17 protein-coding genes are annotated in these 19,590 nt (G+C 52.4%); all 17 read left to right on the forward strand.

The window, feature by feature from the left end:
• Window positions 1-441, forward strand: a 441-nt coding sequence (locus tag JW953_20215) for an ATP-binding cassette domain-containing protein (protein MBN1995031.1), incomplete at its 5' end; no start/stop codon positions are given.
• 314 nt (window positions 442-755) lie between these two features.
• Window positions 756-2,798: a PstS family phosphate ABC transporter substrate-binding protein gene (locus tag JW953_20220; GenBank protein MBN1995032.1), complete on the forward strand. Its 2,043-nt coding sequence runs from the start codon at window positions 756-758 to the stop codon at window positions 2,796-2,798.
• Between the two features lie 127 nt (window positions 2,799-2,925).
• A complete protein-coding gene (gene pstC / locus JW953_20225; GenBank protein ID MBN1995033.1) occupies window positions 2,926-3,873 on the forward strand; it encodes a phosphate ABC transporter permease subunit PstC in 948 nt (315 codons plus the stop codon).
• The gene (pstA, locus tag JW953_20230) at window positions 3,870-6,041 is read left to right on the forward strand and encodes a phosphate ABC transporter permease PstA (GenBank protein ID MBN1995034.1); all 2,172 of its coding nucleotides are present in this window, start codon (window positions 3,870-3,872) and stop codon (window positions 6,039-6,041) included. Before pstC ends, pstA begins: the two co-directional genes overlap by 4 nt.
• On the forward strand, window positions 6,038-6,832 hold the full coding sequence (gene pstB / locus JW953_20235; GenBank protein ID MBN1995035.1) for a phosphate ABC transporter ATP-binding protein: 795 nt from the start codon (window positions 6,038-6,040) through the stop codon (window positions 6,830-6,832). The genes pstA and pstB overlap by 4 nt, the downstream gene beginning before the upstream one ends.
• Window positions 6,833-6,858: 26 nt before the next feature.
• Window positions 6,859-7,281: an arsenate reductase ArsC gene (locus tag JW953_20240; GenBank protein MBN1995036.1), complete on the forward strand. Its 423-nt coding sequence runs from the start codon at window positions 6,859-6,861 to the stop codon at window positions 7,279-7,281.
• Between the two features lie 112 nt (window positions 7,282-7,393).
• A complete protein-coding gene (gene phoU / locus JW953_20245; protein ID MBN1995037.1) occupies window positions 7,394-8,056 on the forward strand; it encodes a phosphate signaling complex protein PhoU in 663 nt (220 codons plus the stop codon).
• A gap of 329 nt (window positions 8,057-8,385) precedes the next feature.
• Window positions 8,386-9,531 (forward strand): substrate-binding domain-containing protein, encoded by a 1,146-nt coding sequence (locus tag JW953_20250; GenBank protein MBN1995038.1) that lies wholly within the window; start codon window positions 8,386-8,388, stop codon window positions 9,529-9,531.
• A gap of 20 nt (window positions 9,532-9,551) precedes the next feature.
• Window positions 9,552-11,234 carry a VWA domain-containing protein gene (locus JW953_20255; protein MBN1995039.1) on the forward strand — a complete coding sequence of 561 codons (1,683 nt, stop codon included), beginning with the start codon at window positions 9,552-9,554 and terminating at the stop codon, window positions 11,232-11,234.
• A 223-nt stretch (window positions 11,235-11,457) separates the two neighbouring features.
• Window positions 11,458-11,997: an HNH endonuclease gene (locus tag JW953_20260; GenBank protein ID MBN1995040.1), complete on the forward strand. Its 540-nt coding sequence runs from the start codon at window positions 11,458-11,460 to the stop codon at window positions 11,995-11,997.
• Window positions 11,998-12,108: 111 nt separating this feature from the next.
• Complete coding sequence (locus tag JW953_20265) at window positions 12,109-13,314, forward strand: PAS domain-containing sensor histidine kinase (protein ID MBN1995041.1); 1,206 nt, start codon at window positions 12,109-12,111, stop codon at window positions 13,312-13,314.
• Between the two features lie 161 nt (window positions 13,315-13,475).
• Entirely contained in the window at window positions 13,476-14,462 is a 987-nt protein-coding gene (locus JW953_20270; GenBank protein MBN1995042.1) for a MoxR family ATPase, read from the forward strand.
• Between the two features lie 126 nt (window positions 14,463-14,588).
• Window positions 14,589-15,476, forward strand: coding sequence for a DUF58 domain-containing protein (locus tag JW953_20275; protein ID MBN1995043.1), 888 nt, complete (start codon window positions 14,589-14,591; stop codon window positions 15,474-15,476).
• A 2-nt stretch (window positions 15,477-15,478) separates the two neighbouring features.
• Complete coding sequence (locus JW953_20280; GenBank protein ID MBN1995044.1) at window positions 15,479-16,582, forward strand: hypothetical protein; 1,104 nt, start codon at window positions 15,479-15,481, stop codon at window positions 16,580-16,582.
• Window positions 16,582-17,568, forward strand: coding sequence for a VWA domain-containing protein (locus JW953_20285; GenBank protein ID MBN1995045.1), 987 nt, complete (start codon window positions 16,582-16,584; stop codon window positions 17,566-17,568). The genes JW953_20280 and JW953_20285 overlap by 1 nt, the downstream gene beginning before the upstream one ends.
• A gap of 230 nt (window positions 17,569-17,798) precedes the next feature.
• Window positions 17,799-18,824 (forward strand): VWA domain-containing protein, encoded by a 1,026-nt coding sequence (locus JW953_20290; protein MBN1995046.1) that lies wholly within the window; start codon window positions 17,799-17,801, stop codon window positions 18,822-18,824.
• Window positions 18,821-19,585, forward strand: a complete 765-nt coding sequence (locus JW953_20295; protein MBN1995047.1) for a tetratricopeptide repeat protein — start codon at window positions 18,821-18,823, stop codon at window positions 19,583-19,585. The genes JW953_20290 and JW953_20295 overlap by 4 nt, the downstream gene beginning before the upstream one ends.
• Window positions 19,586-19,590: the final 5 nt, after the last annotated feature.

The raw sequence follows: 19,590 nt of genomic DNA on the forward strand, positions 1-19,590 counted from the left end.
GCCCATGGCATGAGAGACAAGAAAAAATTGGCCGAGGTTGTTGAGCGCAGTTTGCAGGCGGCGGCCTTGTGGGACGAGGTGAAAGACGACCTGGATAAATCCGGCCTATCTTTGTCCGGCGGCCAGCAGCAGCGGCTTTGTATTGCCCGCGCCCTGGCTGTGGAGCCGGAAGTTATTTTAATGGATGAGCCGGCCTCGGCCCTGGACCCTATTGCCACCCTGCGCATTGAGGATTTGATCCAAACCTTAAAAGAATATTACACCATTGTGATTGTCACCCACAACATGCAGCAGGCGGCCCGCGCCTCGGATTATGCCGCGTTCTTTAACATGAACGAGGACCGCGCCGGTTATCTGGTAGAGTATGGGCCTACTGATAGAATTTTCACCAAGCCCCAAGAAAAACTGACCGAAGAATATATCACCGGCCGGTTTGGTTAAAAACGCCGGCTTTTGAGTGGAAGATTCAAGGGAACCTCTCATCAAACTCCTTTTCTTTTAAGAGGACGTCCGGTGGCGGGCGTCCTCTTTTTTGTCCAATAAGGGTGGTTGAGCCGGTAAATTGTTAAAAATCTTTAACTTACTCTTAAAATATCCTTAAAGCGTATTTAACTGCGCCTTTAATTGCCAATGGTATCTTATCCTCCTGTGAGCTCACCTTGAAATTGATCCCCTTCAGGGAAAAATCAAATCTAAAAGTTGAAAATGATTTTGGTAAATATCAATCAAATCAGTTTTGGAGGAGAAATCTAATTATGCAGGACAACTTTAAGTCAAAACCTATTTTTATTCTGATTAGTTTGTTACTCATGTTCAGTATGGTGGTTGCTTGTGGCAACGCCGCAACGCCGGCCCCAGCGCAGCCTACTGAGGCCCCTCAAACCGAAGAACCGGCTCAAGCTGAAGAGCCGGCGCAACAAGAAGAAACCCAGGTTGAAGAACAGCCAAAAGCCGAAGAATCGGCCAAAGAGGCTGCGTCCTCAGAAGCCCCGGCGGCCAGTATGGTGGCCCTGCCTGAAGTTGATCCGTTAGCGGTAAGTGGCGACATCATCAGTGCGGGTAGCTCAACCGTGTTCCCCTTGGCGGAGCGTATGGCCGAGCGTTTTCAGGACGAAGGTTACGCCGGGAACATTACCATTGACAGTATTGGCAGTGGGGCCGGTTTTGAGCGCTTCTGCACCGCCGGTGAGAGTGACATCAGCAATGCCTCTCGCCCAATCAAGGATGCCGAAATAGAGAACTGTAAAGCAATTGGCCGCACTCCCATTCCCTTCCGCATTGGCATTGACGCCATTGCCGTAACCGTAAGCCAGGACAATGATTTTGTGAACGAGGTGACGGTTGAGGAATTGGCCAAAATTTTCTCGGCAGAAGCAGAAACGTGGGCCGATGTGCGCGCCGATTGGCCGGCGGAGCCGATTCAACGCTTCATTCCAGGCACAGACAGTGGCACGTTTGACTTTTTCACCGAAGAAGTAATGGAAGCCGTGTATGGTGATACGGGTAAAGAAGAAATCTTGGGCGCCAGCAACTTGCAGTTGAGTGAAGACGATAACGTATTGGTCCAGGGCATCCAGGGCAGTCCGTATGCCATTGGTTTCTTTGGTTATGCCTACTACAATGAAAATCAAGATGTCCTCCAACCCATCTCCATTGCCGGTGTAGCCCCAACGGCTCAAAGCGCCGAAGATGGCAGCTATCATCTATCGCGCCCTCTGTTTATGTACTCCGATCCGGCGATTTTGGCTGAAAAGCCGCAGGTGGCCGCTTTTCTTAACTTTGTGCTGACTAACGTAAATGACGAGATTGTGGATGTAGGCTACTTTCCACTCAGTGGCGTTGCCCTGGATGAATCAAAGCAAAATTGGCTTGAGGCGATGGGCGCCGCCGGTACTATGGCCGAAAAACCTGCCGCAACAGCCGGAGAAGCCATGTCTGGGTTGCCCGAAGTTGATCCCCTGGCCGTAACCGGCGACATCATCAGTGCGGGTAGCTCGACCGTATTTCCCTTGAGTGAACGCATGGCGGAACGGTTCCAGGATGAAGGATATGCCGGGAACATTACCATTGACAGCATTGGCAGCGGGGCCGGGTTTGAACGGTTCTGCGTGGCCGGTGAAAGTGACATCAGTAATGCCTCGCGGGCGATCAAGGACAGTGAAGTAGAGAGTTGCCGGGCGATTGGGCGTGAGCCGCTTGAGTTCCGCGTGGGTACGGATGCCATTGCGGTCTCGGTGAGTACAGACAATGATTTTGTGACGGATGTCACTCTGGAAGAGTTGGCCCTGATCTTCAGCACGGCGGAGACGTGGGCCGATGTGCGTAGCGATTGGCCGGCGGAGCCGATTCAACGGTTCATTCCGGGCACAGACAGCGGCACGTTTGACTTTTTTGTCGAGGAAATCTTTGAGGAGAATGAAGAGCCGATCTTGAGCGCCGGCAACTTGCAGTTGAGTGAAGACGACAACGTGCTGGTGCAGGGCATTCAGGGCAGCCCGTATGCCATTGGCTTTTTTGGCTATGCCTACTATAACGAGAACCAGGACACCTTGAATGCGATTTCGCTGGAGGGGGCGCCCCCGATGGCAGAGAGTGCGGAAGACGGCAGTTATCCGCTGGCGCGACCGCTGTTCATCTACTCCACGGCCGACATCATTCAAGAGAAGCCACAAGTGGGCGCGTTCATCAACTTCTATCTGGCCAACGTCAATGATGAAATTCTGGACGTGGGCTACTTCCCCGCCAGTGATGCGGCGTTGGGTGAAGCCAAAGCCAAACTGCTGGCTGCGCTTCAGTAGGAATTGAAGTCAGCAAAGCGATTGCGAACGCTAACATGGGAAGGGGTGGTATTTACCCCTTCCCTTTCCTTACTTTAGGTAAATCTTGATAGCATTTCAAAGGTGTAACCTTAAGGGAGGTTACTAAATGGCAGTTGAAGTGAGTACAGCTATACCTGAAACGTTAGCCCAAAAATCGGAGTTGCGTAAGCATCCCCGGTTTGCGGAAACGCTCATTGAGGCTTTTTTGTTTTTATGTGGCGCTATTTCAATTTTAACCACGGTGGGGATTGTATACGTTCTGGCCAAAGAGGCCCTGCTTTTTTTTGGCAGCGATGAGGTGAGCCTGGTGGAGTTTTTCACCGGTGCCGTTTGGCAACCGGCCATTGGTAAATTTGGTATTTGGGCCTTGCTCAACGCCACGTTGATGGTTTCATTGATTGCCATGCTGGTGGCCCTGCCTTTGGGTTTGGCCGTGGCTATTTATTTGAGCGAGTATGCCTCGTCCCGGGCGCGGGGCATCATCAAACCGATTCTGGAAGTGCTGGCCGGTATTCCCACCGTGGTGTATGGCTACTTTGCTCTCACCTTAATGACCCCCGTGTTGCGCTCTATTTTTGGCGACGAGGTGGTGCAAATCTATAACACCGCTTCGGCGGGGATAGTGATTGGCATTTTGGTATTGCCGTTGGTCAGCTCAATGAGCGAAGACGCCTTGCACGCTGTGCCGCATGGCCTGCGCGAGGCCGCTTACGGGTTGGGCGCCACCAAGTTAGAAACAGCCCTCAAGGTGGTTTTACCGGCGGGCATATCGGGCGTGGCGGCGGCTTTTATTGTGGCCATGTCGCGGGCCATTGGCGAAACAATGGTGGTGGCTATTGCCGCCGGCGCCGGCCCCAACTTTACCATGAACCCCTTTGAGGCCGCCGAAACCATGACCGGCCATATTGTGCGCATCAGCGGCGGCGACTTGAGCTACGACTCCATTGACTACAACAGCCTGTTTGCCATTGGCCTGATGTTGTTTGTGATAACCTTGGTGCTCAACGTGATCAGCCGTTACGTAGTGCAATATTTCCGGGAGGAATACGAATGAGCCAAAAAACATCATCTCTTCGGCAGGGTTACCCCGAGGGTGATAAGCTAGAATCGTTTATTAAAACTCGTAATCGGTGGGGCGTAATCTGGCGCACCATCTTTATGGCTTCAACTGTTGTGGCCATTATCGCCCTTACTGCCTTGCTTTACAATATCATCAACGGCTCTTTTGGGTATGTGGTGGTGCAAAACAAAATTGATCCCGCGGCCCTGGTTTTAGGGGTAGAAAAAGAGCGGTTGTTGACCGCCCCCAACACGTTCTCAAGCGAAGACGATAATGAATTGGCGCAGGGTATTGAGAACAATCCCTCTGCCATTGGCTTTTTTGGCTATGCCTATTACCAAGATAATGCGGATAAGCTAAGAGCTTTGTCTGTTGAGGGGGTAGAACCGAATGCTCAAACTGCCGAGAGCGGCGAATATTTGGGGTCGCGTCCCCTCTATATCTACAGCGCAGCCGACGTTATCCGGTCAAAACCTCAAGTGGCCGGTTTTATAAATTATTATTTGACCCACGTGAATGAGGTTGTGGCCAACGTAGGTTATTTTCCGGTTTCCGGGGAAACATTGGCTCAATCCAGAGAACTGTGGCTACAGGCAACCGCCAATGAAAAAACCGCAGAATCACCTTACCTTTTACCGGCAGTAGACCCCTCAAACTATGATCAGGAGGCTGGCCTGGCCATTGCCGGCAGTTCAACCGTTTATCCGCTGACGCGCGAGATAGCCAAAAATTTCCGCCGGGCAGGTTTTGCCGGCCCCATCAGTATTGAGAGCGTGGGTACAGGGGCAGGTTTTACGTTTTTCTGCGTTCCTGACGGTATTGATATTGCCAATGCCAGCCGTCCCATTAAACGAGCTGAGTTTGAGGCTTGCCGGAAGGCCCGGCGAGAGCCGCTTGAGTTTCGGGTTGGCACCGATGCCTTGGCCATTGTGGTAAGCCAAAAGAACGATTTTTTGCAGAATGTGACGGCGGATGAACTCCGCTCAATTTTCACCGTGGCCAATAACTGGTCCGATGTCAACCCGGCCTGGCCCGATACACCCATTGAACGCTACATTCCGGGAGCAGATAGCGGCACGCTTGACTTTTTTGCCGAGTCAGTTTTTGTAGAAGGTTTGCCGGATTTACCCAAAGACACCTTGGTAGCCATTTTAGAGGCCAACCTTTCTACAGGCTTGATGCGCCGGTTGGAGACTGACAAGCCTTTTTCCGAAAGGTCGCGGGATGAAGTTTACGATTTGGTGGTTGAGCGGGTGGTTGAACAGCGTATTGTGAAAAGCTGGAAGTTGTCGGAGTCAATTTTTCACAAAGATGAAATTATAGCCTTTGCCGAAACTGTGCCCCAGGGCGAGCTTCAATTCCGCAGTTGGCTTCATTGGGACTTTTTAGTTGCGCCCCAATCCAGCACGCCTGAATTGGCCGGTATCCGTACCGCCATTTTTGGCTCGCTTTGGGTTATTTTTATCACCATTCTCATTGCTTTACCCATTGGCGTAGGCGGCGCCATTTATTTAGAAGAGTATGCGGCGGGGGTCGGCAACCCCCTCTTGCGGCGGGTCAACGCCATTATCCAAACCAATATCAACAACCTGGCCGGCGTGCCCTCAATTATTTACGGGATGTTGGGTCTGGCCATTTTTGTGCGGGCCTTGGAACCCTTAACCAGCGGCGCCATGTTGGGCCTGGCCGATCCCACCACGGCCAATGGCCGGACCATTCTCTCGGCCAGTTTGACCCTGGCCTTGCTCATTTTGCCGCTGATCATCATCAATGCCCAGGAGGCCATTCGGGCGGTGCCCCAGTCCCTGCGCCAGGCGGGGATGGGCCTGGGCGCCACCAAGTGGCAAACCATTTGGCATCATGTGTTGCCCAATGCCATTCCCGGCATTCTCACCGGCAATATCCTGGCCGTATCGCGGGCCATTGGCGAAACCGCGCCGCTGGTGGTGATTGGCGCGTCTACCTTTATCACGGTTGACCCAACCGGGCCTTTTTCCAAATTTACGGTTTTGCCCATTCAAATTTACCAGTGGACGGCTCGCCCGCAGGATGAATTCCGCAATATTGCGGCCGCAGCCATCATCATTCTTTTGATTTTACTTTTAACCCTTAATGCATCCGCAGTGCTACTGCGTAACCGTTACAGCAGGAGGTTAATATGACCCACAATGGCCAAAGCAGAAACGGCAAATACGCCCTTGAATTAAAAGACGTGCATTGTTATTACGGCAAATTTCGGGCTGTTAAAGATACAAGTTTGAAGATTGAACGGAAAAAGATCACGGCCTTTATCGGGCCGTCGGGCTGTGGCAAAAGCACGATGCTGCGCGCCCTTAACCGGATGAACGACCTGGTGCCCGGCGCGTATGTAGAAGGCCAGGTGCTGTTTCATGGCAAAAATCTCTACGATGCGGATGTTGACCCCGTGGAAGTGCGCCGCCGCATTGGCATGGTCTTTCAAAAACCCAACCCCTTCCCCAAGAGCATTTACGACAACGTAGCCTGGGGCGCAAAGGTTAATGGTTTTAAGGGTAACATGGATGAATTGGTGGAACACTCGCTCCGCCAGGCTGCGTTGTGGGATGAAGTAAAGGATAAGCTGAACGAGAGCGGCCTCAGCCTGTCGGGTGGGCAGCAGCAGCGCTTGTGCATTGCCCGGGCCATTGCCACCAAACCGGAAATCATCTTGATGGACGAACCCTGCTCGGCTTTGGACCCCATTGCTACCCTCAAGATTGAAGACCTGATGCGGGAATTGGTGGAAAGTTATACCATTATCATTGTTACCCACAACATGCAACAAGCGGCGCGAGCCTCTGATTATACAGCCTACTTTTTGATGGATCGAGAAGATCGGGCCGGAACAATGGTTGAGTACGGGGTAACGCAACAGTTATTTACCAATCCCACCGACAAACGGACCGAAGATTATATTACCGGCCGGTTTGGTTAAAAATTGAGCAAGGCGCTAGAGGGCAAATGAAAAAAAAGCAGGTACTATTTCTCTGCACCGGCAACTCGTGCCGCAGCCAAATGGCCGAGGGGTTGGTCAATCACTTTCTGCATGAGCAGTGGCAGGCTTATTCGGCGGGTACGGAACCGGTGGGATATGTGCACCCAATGGCGGTAGAGGTGATGTTGGAGTTGGGGATTGATATTTCTGATAATCACTCCAAAGCAGTGGATGAATTTAAAGACACTCCCCTTGACCTGGTGGTGACCGTTTGCGACGCTGCCGCCGAAAACTGCCCCATCTGGTTAGGCTCAAGCCGCGTTGTTCATTTGGGTTTTCCCGACCCGGCCCAGGCTGGAGGCAGCGAGATTGAACGCCTGGCCGTATTTCAACGGGTGCGGGATGATATTGGTAAAACAGTGTTGACCTACCTGGCCGAAAACTTTTGAGCGGTAATGTGTGTTAAATTGATTCTTAATGGAGTTGCTCCAACTCTGGAAGTACGCTATATTAACTTGAATTGCATTAAATTACTCTGATTAATCAAGGGAGGTTAAGCAGATGTTAAGACAAACGTTTGATAGAGATTTGCAAAAATTGCAGGATGATATTTTGGTTTTGGGCAGTATGGTTGAAGATGCCCTGATAGAGTCTGTTTCGTTGCTCAAAAAACGAGACCTGGACGGCTCGCGGCAGTTGATAGAGGCGGATCGGCGGATCAATGAAAGGCGTTTTGAAATTGAACACGAAACCCTGACCCTGATTGCCACCCAGCAGCCTATGGCCGGCGACTTGCGGATCCTGGCCGCCGTGCTGGAAGTTGCTACCGAACTGGAACGCATTGGCGATTATGCCAAGGGCATTGCCAACATCAACCTGATGATTGGCGAAGCGCCCTTAATTAAGCCGTTGGTAGATATTCCCCGGATGGCGGAAAAAGCGCGAGATATGCTTCATCGTTCCTTAGAAGCCTTTGTCAAACGAAACGTAGAATTGGCTAAATTAATTCCCAAAGAGGATGATGAGGTAGACTCCCTTTATAACCAAGTTTACCGGGAGTTGCTGACCATGATTATGGCCAATCCGACCGTTATTGATCAGGCCACCTTTTTACTGTGGGTGGCCCATAACCTGGAACGCACCGCCGACCGGGTGGTCAATATCTGTGAAAGAGTGGTCTTTACCGTGACCGGCGAGATGGAAGAGATGAGCGCCGGGCATTAGGGTTGCTTTTCTGTGGTGCTGAAACATCAACCGGCCCGGAAACACTTGCACCGATGATGAGCAATGCCCAAAGGGGAATGGCCATGGGTCACCCCCTTTTTTGTTAAACTTGGTACAAGTGTGTTTCAGGTTTTCTCGTTCCTAAACTAAGTTTGGGTGGGAACGAAAAAACCGACATTGTTGCTCGAAACGAATCCCAGTAGATCCAAAATGTTGTTTGGAGTGGGCATTTTAATGCCTAAAAAAGCGCACTGAAGTGTGGACTGCCAGCCCAAATTTTGGATCTACTGAATCTACGAAGTGTTGCAGTTAGCCGTACAGGTTTGCCCATGAAACCAAGTAAAACCCTTTTTCTGGTTATTATTGTTCTGGCCATTGTGGTTGTGATTGGCATGGTGGGGTTGAGGTATCTTTTGTTGGATACCAATCCCATTGAAGTGTCGGTGTTGTATTCTACCGAAAAAGAGGCTTGGCTGAAGGAAGTGATTAACAATTTTGAGGGGCAGGCGAGAGGACGGCCCATTGAAATTAAGTTGGAGCAGCTAGGCTCCCGCGAAATGTACCTGGCTGTTCTTGACGGGGAAAAGCAGCCCGATTTGATCAGCCCGGCCAGTTCCTTGCAAATTGCTCTCTTGCAAGACCTCTCCACCGCCAAATTTGGCACGCCCATGGTGAACGCCGCAGACCCTGCCGCCTGCCGTTCGGTGGTGAAAACGCCCCTGGTTTTGGTGGCCTGGCGTGAACGGGCCGATGTGCTGTGGGGGGATAACCCCAACGGCAACATGTGGCATCGTTTGCACGATGCCGTGGTAGACCCGGCCGGTTGGAAAAGTTATGGACACCCGGAGTGGGGGTATATCAAATTTAGCCATACCGATCCCTTAAAATCCAATAGCGGCTTGATGACCATTTTGTTGATGACGTATGGATATTTTGGTAAAACCAACGGCCTGACCGCGGATGATTTGCTGGCCAATGAAGCCTATCGCCAATGGTTTGCGGAGATAGAAAATACCATTTTAGATTTTGGCAGCAGCACCGGCACCTATATGAAGGATATAGTTGTTTATGGCCCAAGCAAATATGATCTGGTGGCCGTTTATGAAGCCACGGCTATTGAACAAGCCGGCAACGCCGTTGGACGCTACGGCGAGTTGAAAATTTATTATCCCCCGGCCACGGTGCTCAGCGACCACCCTTTTTGCGCGTTAAATGCCGCTTGGGTTACGTCTGAAAAAGCTGAAGCCGCCCAGGTATTTGTGGATTATCTGTTGAGCCGGCCTGTTCAGGAAAAGGCGCTCCAGCATGGTTTCCGTCCGGCAGACCCCACGATTCCCCTTGACCAGCCGGGCAGCCCCTTTATGCAATATGCGGCCAATGGCCTTAAAACCGACCTGCCGCCGGAAGTTGAGATACCGCCGGGCAATGTGTTAAACACGCTCCTGGAGGTTTGGCAGCGGAGCGGGCAAAGATAGATGTAAAGAGAGGTGTTAAGATGGCGCATAAAAAATTTACCGGCCTGATTTTACTGGTATTGACATTTATTTTGCTCCCCGGCTGTGGAGGCGCCGGCCCCCGGTTGGGTTTGGGCGGCCAAACCGTAACCGTGAGCATTGTTTACGGCTCAGAAAAACAGGAATGGCTGGAGCCGTTGGTGCAAGAGTACAACAACGCCCAACATAAAACCGAACAAGGCTCAACCATTGTGATTGAAGCCACGCCCATGGGTTCAATTGAGTCAATGGAGGCCATTATTGCCCAACAAATTCAACCCACGGTTTGGAGCCCGGCCTCATCGGTGTATTTGCCGGTGGGGGCCGAGGAATGGCGCAACAAACATGCCAGTGAGCTGATTGAAGGAAATCCTAATGATTTGGTGCTCAGCCCGGTGGTCATTGCTATGTGGCAGCCTATGGCCGAGGCTTTGGGCTGGCCCAAAGAGCCGATTGGCTGGACTGATATTGCCGAATTGGCCGTTTCTGAGGAAGGTTGGACAACTTATGGTTACCCGGAGTGGGGACAGTTTAAATTTGGCCATACCCATCCGGGCTTTAGCAACAGCGGCCTGGTGGCAGTTTTGGCCGAAGCTTACGCTGGCGCGGGTAAACAACGCGACCTTACCACAGAGGATTTGGGCGACCCTGCCCTACGGGATTTTATGGCCCAGGTTGAAAGCAGTATCATCCACTACGGCACCAGCACGGGTTTTTTTGGCCAACGCATGTTTGAGCGAGGCCCGTCGTATCTGAGCGCGGCTGTGTTATACGAAAACTTGATCGTGGCCCAGGAAAATAAACGGTTGCAGGGAGAAAGCGCCCAACTGCCGGTGGTGGCAATTTATCCCAAAGAAGGCACTTTCTGGGCCAACCATCCCTACGCTATTCTTAACGTGCCCTGGGTTAGCGAAGAACAAAAAACCGCGGCCAAAGATTTTGAAACTTTTCTATTGGCTAATGCCCAGCAGCAGCGAGCCATGCAGTACGGGTTTCGTCCGGCTGACCCCTCTATTCCCCTGACGGCTCCCCTTGACGCCCGGCGCGGCGTTGACCCCAACCAACCCCAAACGGTGCTGGAGGTGCCTGCGGCAGAAGTTATTCGTAACGTGCAAACTCTCTGGCGGCAGGTCAAAAAGCCGGTTGATCTGGTGTTGGTCATAGATACGTCGGGCAGTATGTCGGGCGAAAAAATCACGGCTGCCCGGAATAGCCTGGCTCAATTCATCAACCTTTTAGATAATCGTGACCGGGTGCAGGTGATCACGTTCAGCAGCGAGGTCAACAACTTAACGCCGCTTTCCCCCTTGGCCGATAAACGTGAAGACCTGACCCGGCGCGTATCGGCCATTATTGAGCAAGGCGACACCCGCCTTTATGATGCGGCCTTGATAGCCTATAATGACCTGCAAACCAATGGCGCCCCCAAGCATATTCGAGCCGTGGTGATCCTGTCCGATGGTGAAGACACTGCCTCTACGCATGCTTTGGCCGAGGTGATGGCGGCCATGGGCAACGCCGGGGGGGAAGGTGGTCATGCCATCAAGCTGTTCACCATTGCCTATGGCAACGATGCCAACACGGATATTCTCAGGCAAATTGCTGAACTTACGGGCGGCAAACAATTCAAAGGCGATCCCTCCACTATCAATCAGATATATGCCGAAATCGCCCTGTTTTTCTAATTCAAGCCCGAAGTCAGGGGGTGTCTTTAAAAGGTTGGCCGGGTTGCCAGCCTTTTTTGATTGGCCCCATCAAAGATGGCCTCCATTAAGTTTTTTTAACACTATCTTAAAATGGCCTTAACTTTGTAATTACTTGAGCTTAATGGTGGTGTTGTATTATCAGGGGTGGATTTTTAGGCTCTGTTAGAAAAAATCGGCAAATAACTGGATGGGTTGAGACTCTGTGGGGCATATTTTACTACTCAACATGAGTTTTGAGCCGCTTGCAGTTATTACCCAAAAGCGAGCGGCATCCCTTATTCTAAGGGGGCGCGTGGAGGCGGCCTGCGCAGAGTCCATCGAAGTGCAGAGCGTTTCTGCTAAGTTGCGTATCCCCACCGTTATCCGGTTGCGACGTTACATTAATGTGCCCCAACGAGGGGTGTGCTGGAGTCGCCGGGCTGTTCTCCGGCGAGATAAATATACCTGCGCTTACTGCGGCCTTCAACCAGGGAATCACCAACGTGGGCAAACACTCACCAAATATAGCTTCACCATTGACCACATTATTCCGGTAAGCCGGGGAGGCAAAAATACATGGGGCAATACCATTTGCGCCTGCCCGGTCTGTAACCAGCGTAAAGGCAACCGCACGCCGCACGAGGCTAACATGAAACTGCGGTGGGAGCCAAAAATGCCCCGGGTGAATTATTTAGTGGTTTCAGGAGAGATTCCGGCAAGTTGGAAAGTATACTTGGCTATGTCTGGCCAGAGTGCGGATTAAAATTCAATTTGATTCTTGCCGCCTCTACGATTAGAATAGACAATACGGATAAAAACATTCAAGCGAAAATGGCTAATTTGGGCAAAAGGGGTAGCTTGTGGAGGATGAGTGATGGTTATTAGTTGGTCAATATCTACCGTGCTGCTGATTCTGCTGATAGTGATGGCGTTTGCCTGCCGCCATCTGAAAACGCAATTGCGACGAGAGCAAATGCAAACGGCGCGGCTGCGCAGTAAACTCTCTTTCCTGCGGACAGAGTTGGCTGAAGTCAATAATCGTCGCAAAAAATTGCTGGCCGCCTCTACCCAGGCCCTGGTGATAGTTGAAAAAGATTACGCCATTTCCAGCGCCAATAAAATGGCCAAACAGATGTTTGGCAGACCGGATAAAGCGACCACCCTCATGGCCTGGACCCGCCAGCACCAGTTGCAAGAATTGGTCAGCCAGGTTCTGCAAGGCAAAAAAATGCCGCCAATCTATTTTAGCTTGCACGACCGTTACCTGGAAGCCAATGCTCGCTCCATCAAACACAATAAGGATATTGTGGCCGTAGCCCTGGCTATTCACGATGTCACGGAGCTACAACGCCTCAGCCGGGCGCGGCGCGAATTTGTGGCCAACATTTCCCACGAGCTGCGCACTCCCCTGGCCTCTACTCGTTTGCTGATAGAAACTCTGCTCAACGGCGCCCTGGAAGATAAAGAGATGGCGCTCAAGTTGGTCAATAAAATTGCCGCTCAAATTGATACCTTAAGCCAACTGGCGCAAGAATTATTAGACCTCTCTTTGATTGAGTCTGGGCAAATGCCGCTCAAAATGTCCACCCACTCCTTGCGAGATATTGTCCAGGCTCAGGTAGAAACATTAACTCCCCAGGCTGAACGAAAGCATATTGCCTTAAATATGGAAATTGGTGGGGATGTAGGGGTGCTTGTTGATGAAACCCTGATTGGGCGTGTTCTTACCAATCTACTCCACAATGCCATAAAATTTACCGACACCGGCAGCGTAACTATCTCGGCCAAATTGCCCAACGGCGCAACCCCATCTACCCCGGACGAAATAGAAGAGAGAAATTGGGTGACGGTGAGCATCGCCGATACTGGCATTGGCCTTGCCCCCGACGACCTCCCCCGCATTTTTGAACGCTTCTACAAGGTTGACCCGGCCCGCAACGCCAAAAAATCCGGCACCGGCCTGGGCCTAGCCATTGCCAAACACATTGTTGAGGCGCACGGCGGCCATATCTGGGCCGAAAGTCGTGGCCGGGGCACCACCTTCTATTTTACTGTGCTTTCCGACACCTGTTGCGATTAAGAATCCCCCCTGCTTGAAAAAAAAATTACTTTGACTAAAATTACAGGCATGCTTCATTCAGCCAAAATGACTGCCTGGAACTTTCAACCGGCAAAACTCGTAGCGCGCAATGCCGCAGTAAATTTTATACCTACCTGGAGGTCCTCATTTATCCCATGCAAATGACAACTATTCGCGAATTGAACGCCGCCGTAGAGCGAGAAGCGCTTTTTTTGCAAGACCTGCTGGCCGAAGTCAACAAAGTGATTGTTGGCCAAGAAAGATTGATTGAGCGGTTGCTCATTGGCCTGCTGGCCGACGGCCACATTTTGCTTGAAGGCGTGCCCGGCCTGGCCAAAACCCTGGCCGTCAAAACCCTGGCTCAGGCCGTGCAGGCCCAATTTCAACGAATTCAGTTCACGCCCGACCTGCTGCCCGCCGACCTGATTGGCACGGAAGTTTACAATCCCCGCACCAATGAATTTACGCCGCACCAGGGGCCCATCTTTGCCAATTTCATTTTGGCCGATGAGATCAATCGCGCCCCGGCCAAAGTGCAGAGCGCCCTTTTAGAAGCGATGCAAGAAAGACAGGTGACCATTGGCGATGCCACCTATCCCCTGGAAGACCCCTTTTTGGTGTTGGCCACCCAAAACCCAATTGAACAGGAAGGCACCTATCCCCTGCCCGAAGCTCAGGTGGACCGTTTTATGCTAAAGGTGATTGTTGGTTATCCCTCGCGGGCCGAAGAGCGCCTCATCATTGACCGGATGACGGGCACAATCTTGCCCGAGGTCAGGCCCGTGATCACGCCCCATGATTTGCTCCACGCCCGCCAGGTAGTGCGCCAAATTTACGTAGATGAAAAAATCAAGGATTACGTGCTTGACCTGGTTTTTGCCACGCGCCAGCCCGGCGACAACGGCCTGCTTGATTTGGAACCGCTCATTGCCTTTGGCGCATCGCCGCGGGCCAGCATTTATCTGATAATGGCCGCTCGCGCCCACGCCTTTCTCAAAGGCCGGGGCTTTGTGACCCCGGAAGACATCAAGCAGATTGCGCCCGACATCCTGCGCCATCGCCTGGTCATCAGCTACGAGGCTGAAGCCGAAGAAGTCACCAGCGCCGATATTGTCCAACGAATTTTAGATCAAATTGAAGTGCCCTGAGATAATGGTGAATAATGAAATTATTAATGATTAATTGTGAACAATTAATGACCTGCTGCCCAAAGAAGCCAATAATCATTCACAATTCACAATTCACAATTCACAATTCATAATTCATAATTGCCCATGCTCACACCTGAACTCATCAAAAAAATTCGCCGCATCGAAATACGCACCCGCCGCCTGGTCAACGATAGTTTTGCCGGTGAATATCACGCCATCTTTAAAGGCCGGGGCATGGAGTTTGACGAAGTGCGTCCCTACCAACCCGGCGACGAAGTGCGGGATATTGATTGGAATGTGACCGCCCGTACCGGCCAGCTCTTTATCAAACGGTACGTTGAAGAGCGGGAATTGACCGTGATGCTCCTGGTTGACGCCAGCGCCTCTGGCCAATTTGGCACAATCAATCGCTTCAAACGAGAAATTGCGGCTGAGTTGGCCGCGGTGCTGGCCTTTTCGGCCATCAGCAACAACGACAAAGTGGGCTTATTGGTTTTTACCGACCAGGTGGAGTTATTTATTTCCCCCCGCAAGGGGCGTCGTCACGTGCTGCGCCTCATCCGCGATTTGTTGGCCTTTGCCCCGCAGGGGGGGGGGACAGATTTGAAGTTGGCTTTGGACCTGGTCAATCGCGTGCTCAAGCGGCGCAGCATAGTTTTTCTCATCTCCGATTTTCTGACGTCGCCGGAAAGTTATCGGCGGGTGTTGCAGATCAGTAATCGTCGCCACGATGTGATTGCTGTTACTTTGAGCGACCCTCGGGAATGGGAATGGCCCAGGGTGGGCCTGGTGGCCTTGGAGGATGCCGAAACCGGCCAGACGCAATGGCTGGATACCAGCAGCCGCCACTGGCGCGAGTCATTTATAGAACGGGTCAGCGAATTACGCCTGGCGCGGGATCGAGTTTTTCGCAAAGCCAAAGTAGATCGTATTGACATTACCACCGATGCCGAGTATGTGACGCCGCTGACCGTTTTTTTTGAAAAGCGCGTCCGGCGCTTGCGGCGGTAAGTATGGAGAAGTATCAGGTGTTAAGGGTCAAGTTTCCAGGAGTAGGTTTTACGCAATACGTAACCCGTTTTACGCAAACCGGCCATTACAATCGGGCTGCCTTACGAATCGCGTCTGCGCTCATCATTCTGCTTTTGGCTTTATCGCCGTTTACCTTTCCTATTTTCGCCCAGTCTCCCGACGCCAATGTTGAGTTTTATATCAAATCGCCCGCCCCGGATAAACCCCTCACCGTGGGCGACCAGATAACCTTACGCCTGGAAATCACCCATCCCCGCGATTCCCGCGTGGTTTTGCCGCAATTGGAAGGGCAGTGGCAGGCTTTTGTGCTGGTTGACCAGACCGCGCCGGAGACTGTAGACAACGGCGATGGTACCGCTATCACCGGCAAGGATATTGTGGTTACGCTCTTTTCCCCGGGCGAATATCAAACCCCGGCGTTGGTAGTGGCCCATCGTAAACCGGATGGCTCGGTGGAGGAATTGGCCGCGCCCGTTATCCCCATTCAGGTAACCAGTGTGCTCACCGAGGATACCGCCTTGCGCGATTTGAAAGCTCAAGCCGACCTGCCGGTGCCGCCTCTCTGGCCCTGGATTTTAGCCGGTTTATGGGTAGCCATGCTCCTGGCCGTGTTGCTTACGGCCGGGGGGATGTGGCTCTATCGCCGCTGGCAGCGACGCTCTGTTCCGGTCGAATTGGGCCGCCCTATCCCGGTTATTGACCTGCGCCCGCCGGAAGTAATTGCCCATGAAGAGTTGGACCGTATTGAGGCGCTCAATTTGCCGGCCCAACAGCGGATCAAAGAACATTATATCCTGGTGGCCAACTGCCTGCGGCGTTACATTGAAGGTCGCTATCAAATCCCGGCCCTGGAACAAACCACCGGCGAATTGCGGTTTGCTTTTCAAAGAGTTAATACGCCTATGCGCGAGGTCAGTGTTTTTATGCGCCTGCTTTTTGAAAGCGACCTGGTTAAATTTGCCCGTTACCTGCCTGACCCTGATGAGGTGAATGGCCTCATTAACAAGGCCCGGGTTATTGTTGACGCCACCACCCCTGAAATGAAGACGACTGCTTCGATTCCTGAAGCGGAGGTGCTGGCCTGATGTTTCGTTTTGCCTCGCCCTGGCTGTTGGTATTTTTGATTGCGCCGTTTGTGCTGGCCCTGTTGCCACTCCTGGCCCGTGGCCGGCTTAAACCGGCCACGCTGCAATATTCCGATGTGCGGTTGACCATGCATCCGCCCTCGCTGCGGCAGAGAGGACGTTTTATTTTGCCCGTGATGCGCTACCTGGCCCTGGTTCTCTTGATTGTGGCCCTGGCCCGGCCGCAATCCGGCAGCGCCCGGGAAGTCATTACCGGCGAGGGCGTGGACATTGCCATTGTCTTGGATATTTCTGGTAGCATGGCCGCTCTTGATTTTGAGCCAAACCGTTTGGGCGCGGCCAAACAAGTCATTCTCGACTTCATTGAAAATCGGGAGTATGATCGGGTGGGACTGGTGGTGTTTGCCACGGAGGCTTTTAGCCAGGTACCGCCCACGCTCGACTATAACGTTTTGCGCCGTATCCTGGTTGAAACCCAAGTTTCGTGGGACATTGGCCTGGAAAGCGGTACGGCCATTGGTTTGGGCCTGGCCAACGGGGCCAATATGCTGCGCGATTCTGAAGCCAAAAGCCGGGTCATTGTTTTGCTGACCGATGGAGCCAATAACTCCGGCCAGATTGACCCGCTGACGGCGGCTGAGATTGCCAAAGCGCTGTACATCCGGGTTTACACCATTGGCGCGGCCCGGCCCGGCCCGGCCCCCTTGCCCTTTCCTGACGGCCGGATAGAATATCGTGGCTCAGAGATTGACGAAGAAACACTGCGCCAGATTGCCGACCTGACCGGCGGCCTCTACTTCAGGGCCGAGGACGAGCGCGGCTTGCAAGAAATTTACGATACCATCAACGAATTGGAACGCTCGCAGGTTGAAGTAAGAACCTTCACCCGCTATACCGAGTTGGCCGCCTGGCTTATCATTCCTGCCGGCCTGTTGCTGGCCATGGAAATATTATTGCGTAAAACAATATTTAAGACGATACCTTAAGCGTGTGCGTCAAAAATCTGATTTTAAAAGCCGCCTGAAAAGCATGTCATTTCGAGGCCATAGGCCGAGAAATCCCCGGAATCTCGCTCGAAAATATTACCCCCTAGGGATTTCTCGTTACGGTCGAAATGACATGGAGCCTATGTGAGGCTTTTCAGACAGGTTCTTAGAACAAGGTGTGCACCACTGCGCCGAATTGTTGCCTTAAACCGGGATCGCAGGATTGCTTTATGGATTTTGCTCAACCAATCTATCTAACGTGTTTTATCCCCTTAATACTGCTGGCCTTTATTTTGGCCCTGCTGGCCCGGTGGGAGCGAGCGCAGTTGTCTCGGCTGGGCGCGCCTCAGCTTATTGCCAAATTGAGCGCTGCCGTTAATCGGCGGGGCCGGCGTTGGCGGATGGCGCTTTGGTTTTTAGTATTGGTTTTTTCTATTATCGCCCTGGCCCGGCCTCGCTGGGGCGCTCAGGTGGAGTATATCGAGCGGCAGGGCGTTGAAATTATGGTGGCCCTGGACATATCGGAGAGCATGCAGGCCGAAGACCTCAAACCCAGCCGTTTGGCGCGGGCCAAATTGGAGATTAATGAGCTGATGGATCGGCTGGAAGGCAATGAACTGGGCCTGGTGCTCTTTTCCGGGGCGGCCTTTGTGCAATTCCCACTCACTTCGGATTTTACCACGGCCCGGATGTTTCTGGACGCGGCCAAACCGGGCCTTATCTCCCGGCCCGGCACCGCCATTGCCGAGGCCATTGAGATTGCGATGACCGGCTTTAACGAGGAACGCGCCACTCAAAAAGTAATTATTCTACTGACCGATGGCGAGAATCACGAGGGTGACGTGCTGGCCGCGGCCCAACAAGCAGCCGAGCAAGGCATCATTGTTTATACCATTGGTTTTGGTTCCCCCAACGGCGAACCCATTCCCCAGTACGATAACCTGGGTGAATTAATTGGTTACAAACAGAACCGTGAGGGTGAAATTGTGCTGACCCGCTTGGATGAAACCACCTTGCAGCAAATTGCCCTCATTACCAATGGCCGTTACTTTCGGGCCGCCGCCGATGGCCGGGAAGTGGGTTTTTTGGCCAACGCCGTGGGCGAACTGCAAACCACCGAATTGGAGGGTCGTTTTGAAACCCGGGGCATCGAGCGGTTTCAATGGTTTTTGGCCGTAGCGGTAATGGCTTTGGTGGTCAGCGAGTTGATCCCCGACCGCAAGCGCAAGATGGAAGAGATAAGGAGCAGCGTATGAAAAAAGGTCAATGGCTTATTTGGCTAATGGCAATTGTGTTGCTTTCCGGTTGTGGCTCGGCTGCGGCCCGGTACAATAACCGGGGCAATAGAGATTTTGAGGCAGAGAAGTTTGACGAGGCGATAAAAGATTACACCACGGCCCAACAGGAAAACCCCGATTTGGCCGAACCCTACTATAATGCGGGCAATACCCACCACCGCCAGGAGAATCTGGAAGGCGCTGTGGCCCAGTTAAAACAGTCGTTGCGCGGCGCAGATGATGAATTGAAGCAGCAAGCTTATTATAATCTTGGTAACACCTATTTTCAGGCTCAAGATTGGTCGGCGGCTATAGAGGCCTACCAGCAGGCCTTATTGCTGAATCCTGACGATATGGACGCCAAGCAAAACTTGGAGTTAGCTTTGCAAAAATTATTAGAACAGCAGCAACAGCAACAACAACAGCAAGGCGGGGGCGGCCAGCAGCAAGACAATCAACAAGACCAGCAGGGTCAACAACAACAGCAAGAGCAACAAGGTCAACAAGATAACCAAGATCAGGAAAATGAAAGCGGCCAGGGACAACAACCGGACCAACCAGATCAGTCTGGTGGATCACAGCCGCCGGATCAACAACAGCAAGCAGGCGGCCAGGGCGGGCTTTCTCGCAGCGAGGCGGAGCAATTATTGGACGCCCTGGGCCAGGATAGCCAAACGTTGCAGGAGCGTTTACAGCGACAACTTGGCCAACCGGCGCCCAGACCGGATCGAGATTGGTAGGAGCC

The sequence above is a fragment of the Anaerolineae bacterium genome (assembly GCA_016931895.1).
GTDB lineage: Bacteria > Chloroflexota > Anaerolineae > 4572-78 > J111 > JAFGNV01.

What these genes read in the sequence shown, in the direction of transcription:
- JW953_20250 (MBN1995038.1), top strand. Translation starts at nt 8,386, where the DNA reads ATGAAACCAAGTAAAACCCTTTTTCTGGTTATTATTGTTCTGGCCATT.
- JW953_20270 (MBN1995042.1), top strand. Translation starts at nt 13,476, where the DNA reads ATGACAACTATTCGCGAATTGAACGCCGCCGTAGAGCGAGAAGCGCTT.
- pstB (MBN1995035.1), top strand. Translation starts at nt 6,038, where the DNA reads ATGACCCACAATGGCCAAAGCAGAAACGGCAAATACGCCCTTGAATTA.
- JW953_20280 (MBN1995044.1), top strand. Translation starts at nt 15,479, where the DNA reads ATGGAGAAGTATCAGGTGTTAAGGGTCAAGTTTCCAGGAGTAGGTTTT.
- JW953_20240 (MBN1995036.1), top strand. Translation starts at nt 6,859, where the DNA reads ATGAAAAAAAAGCAGGTACTATTTCTCTGCACCGGCAACTCGTGCCGC.
- JW953_20275 (MBN1995043.1), top strand. Translation starts at nt 14,589, where the DNA reads ATGCTCACACCTGAACTCATCAAAAAAATTCGCCGCATCGAAATACGC.
- JW953_20255 (MBN1995039.1), top strand. Translation starts at nt 9,552, where the DNA reads ATGGCGCATAAAAAATTTACCGGCCTGATTTTACTGGTATTGACATTT.
- pstC (MBN1995033.1), top strand. Translation starts at nt 2,926, where the DNA reads ATGGCAGTTGAAGTGAGTACAGCTATACCTGAAACGTTAGCCCAAAAA.
- JW953_20290 (MBN1995046.1), top strand. Translation starts at nt 17,799, where the DNA reads ATGGATTTTGCTCAACCAATCTATCTAACGTGTTTTATCCCCTTAATA.
- pstA (MBN1995034.1), top strand. Translation starts at nt 3,870, where the DNA reads ATGAGCCAAAAAACATCATCTCTTCGGCAGGGTTACCCCGAGGGTGAT.
- JW953_20295 (MBN1995047.1), top strand. Translation starts at nt 18,821, where the DNA reads ATGAAAAAAGGTCAATGGCTTATTTGGCTAATGGCAATTGTGTTGCTT.
- JW953_20285 (MBN1995045.1), top strand. Translation starts at nt 16,582, where the DNA reads ATGTTTCGTTTTGCCTCGCCCTGGCTGTTGGTATTTTTGATTGCGCCG.
- JW953_20220 (MBN1995032.1), top strand. Translation starts at nt 756, where the DNA reads ATGCAGGACAACTTTAAGTCAAAACCTATTTTTATTCTGATTAGTTTG.
- JW953_20265 (MBN1995041.1), top strand. Translation starts at nt 12,109, where the DNA reads ATGGTTATTAGTTGGTCAATATCTACCGTGCTGCTGATTCTGCTGATA.
- phoU (MBN1995037.1), top strand. Translation starts at nt 7,394, where the DNA reads ATGTTAAGACAAACGTTTGATAGAGATTTGCAAAAATTGCAGGATGAT.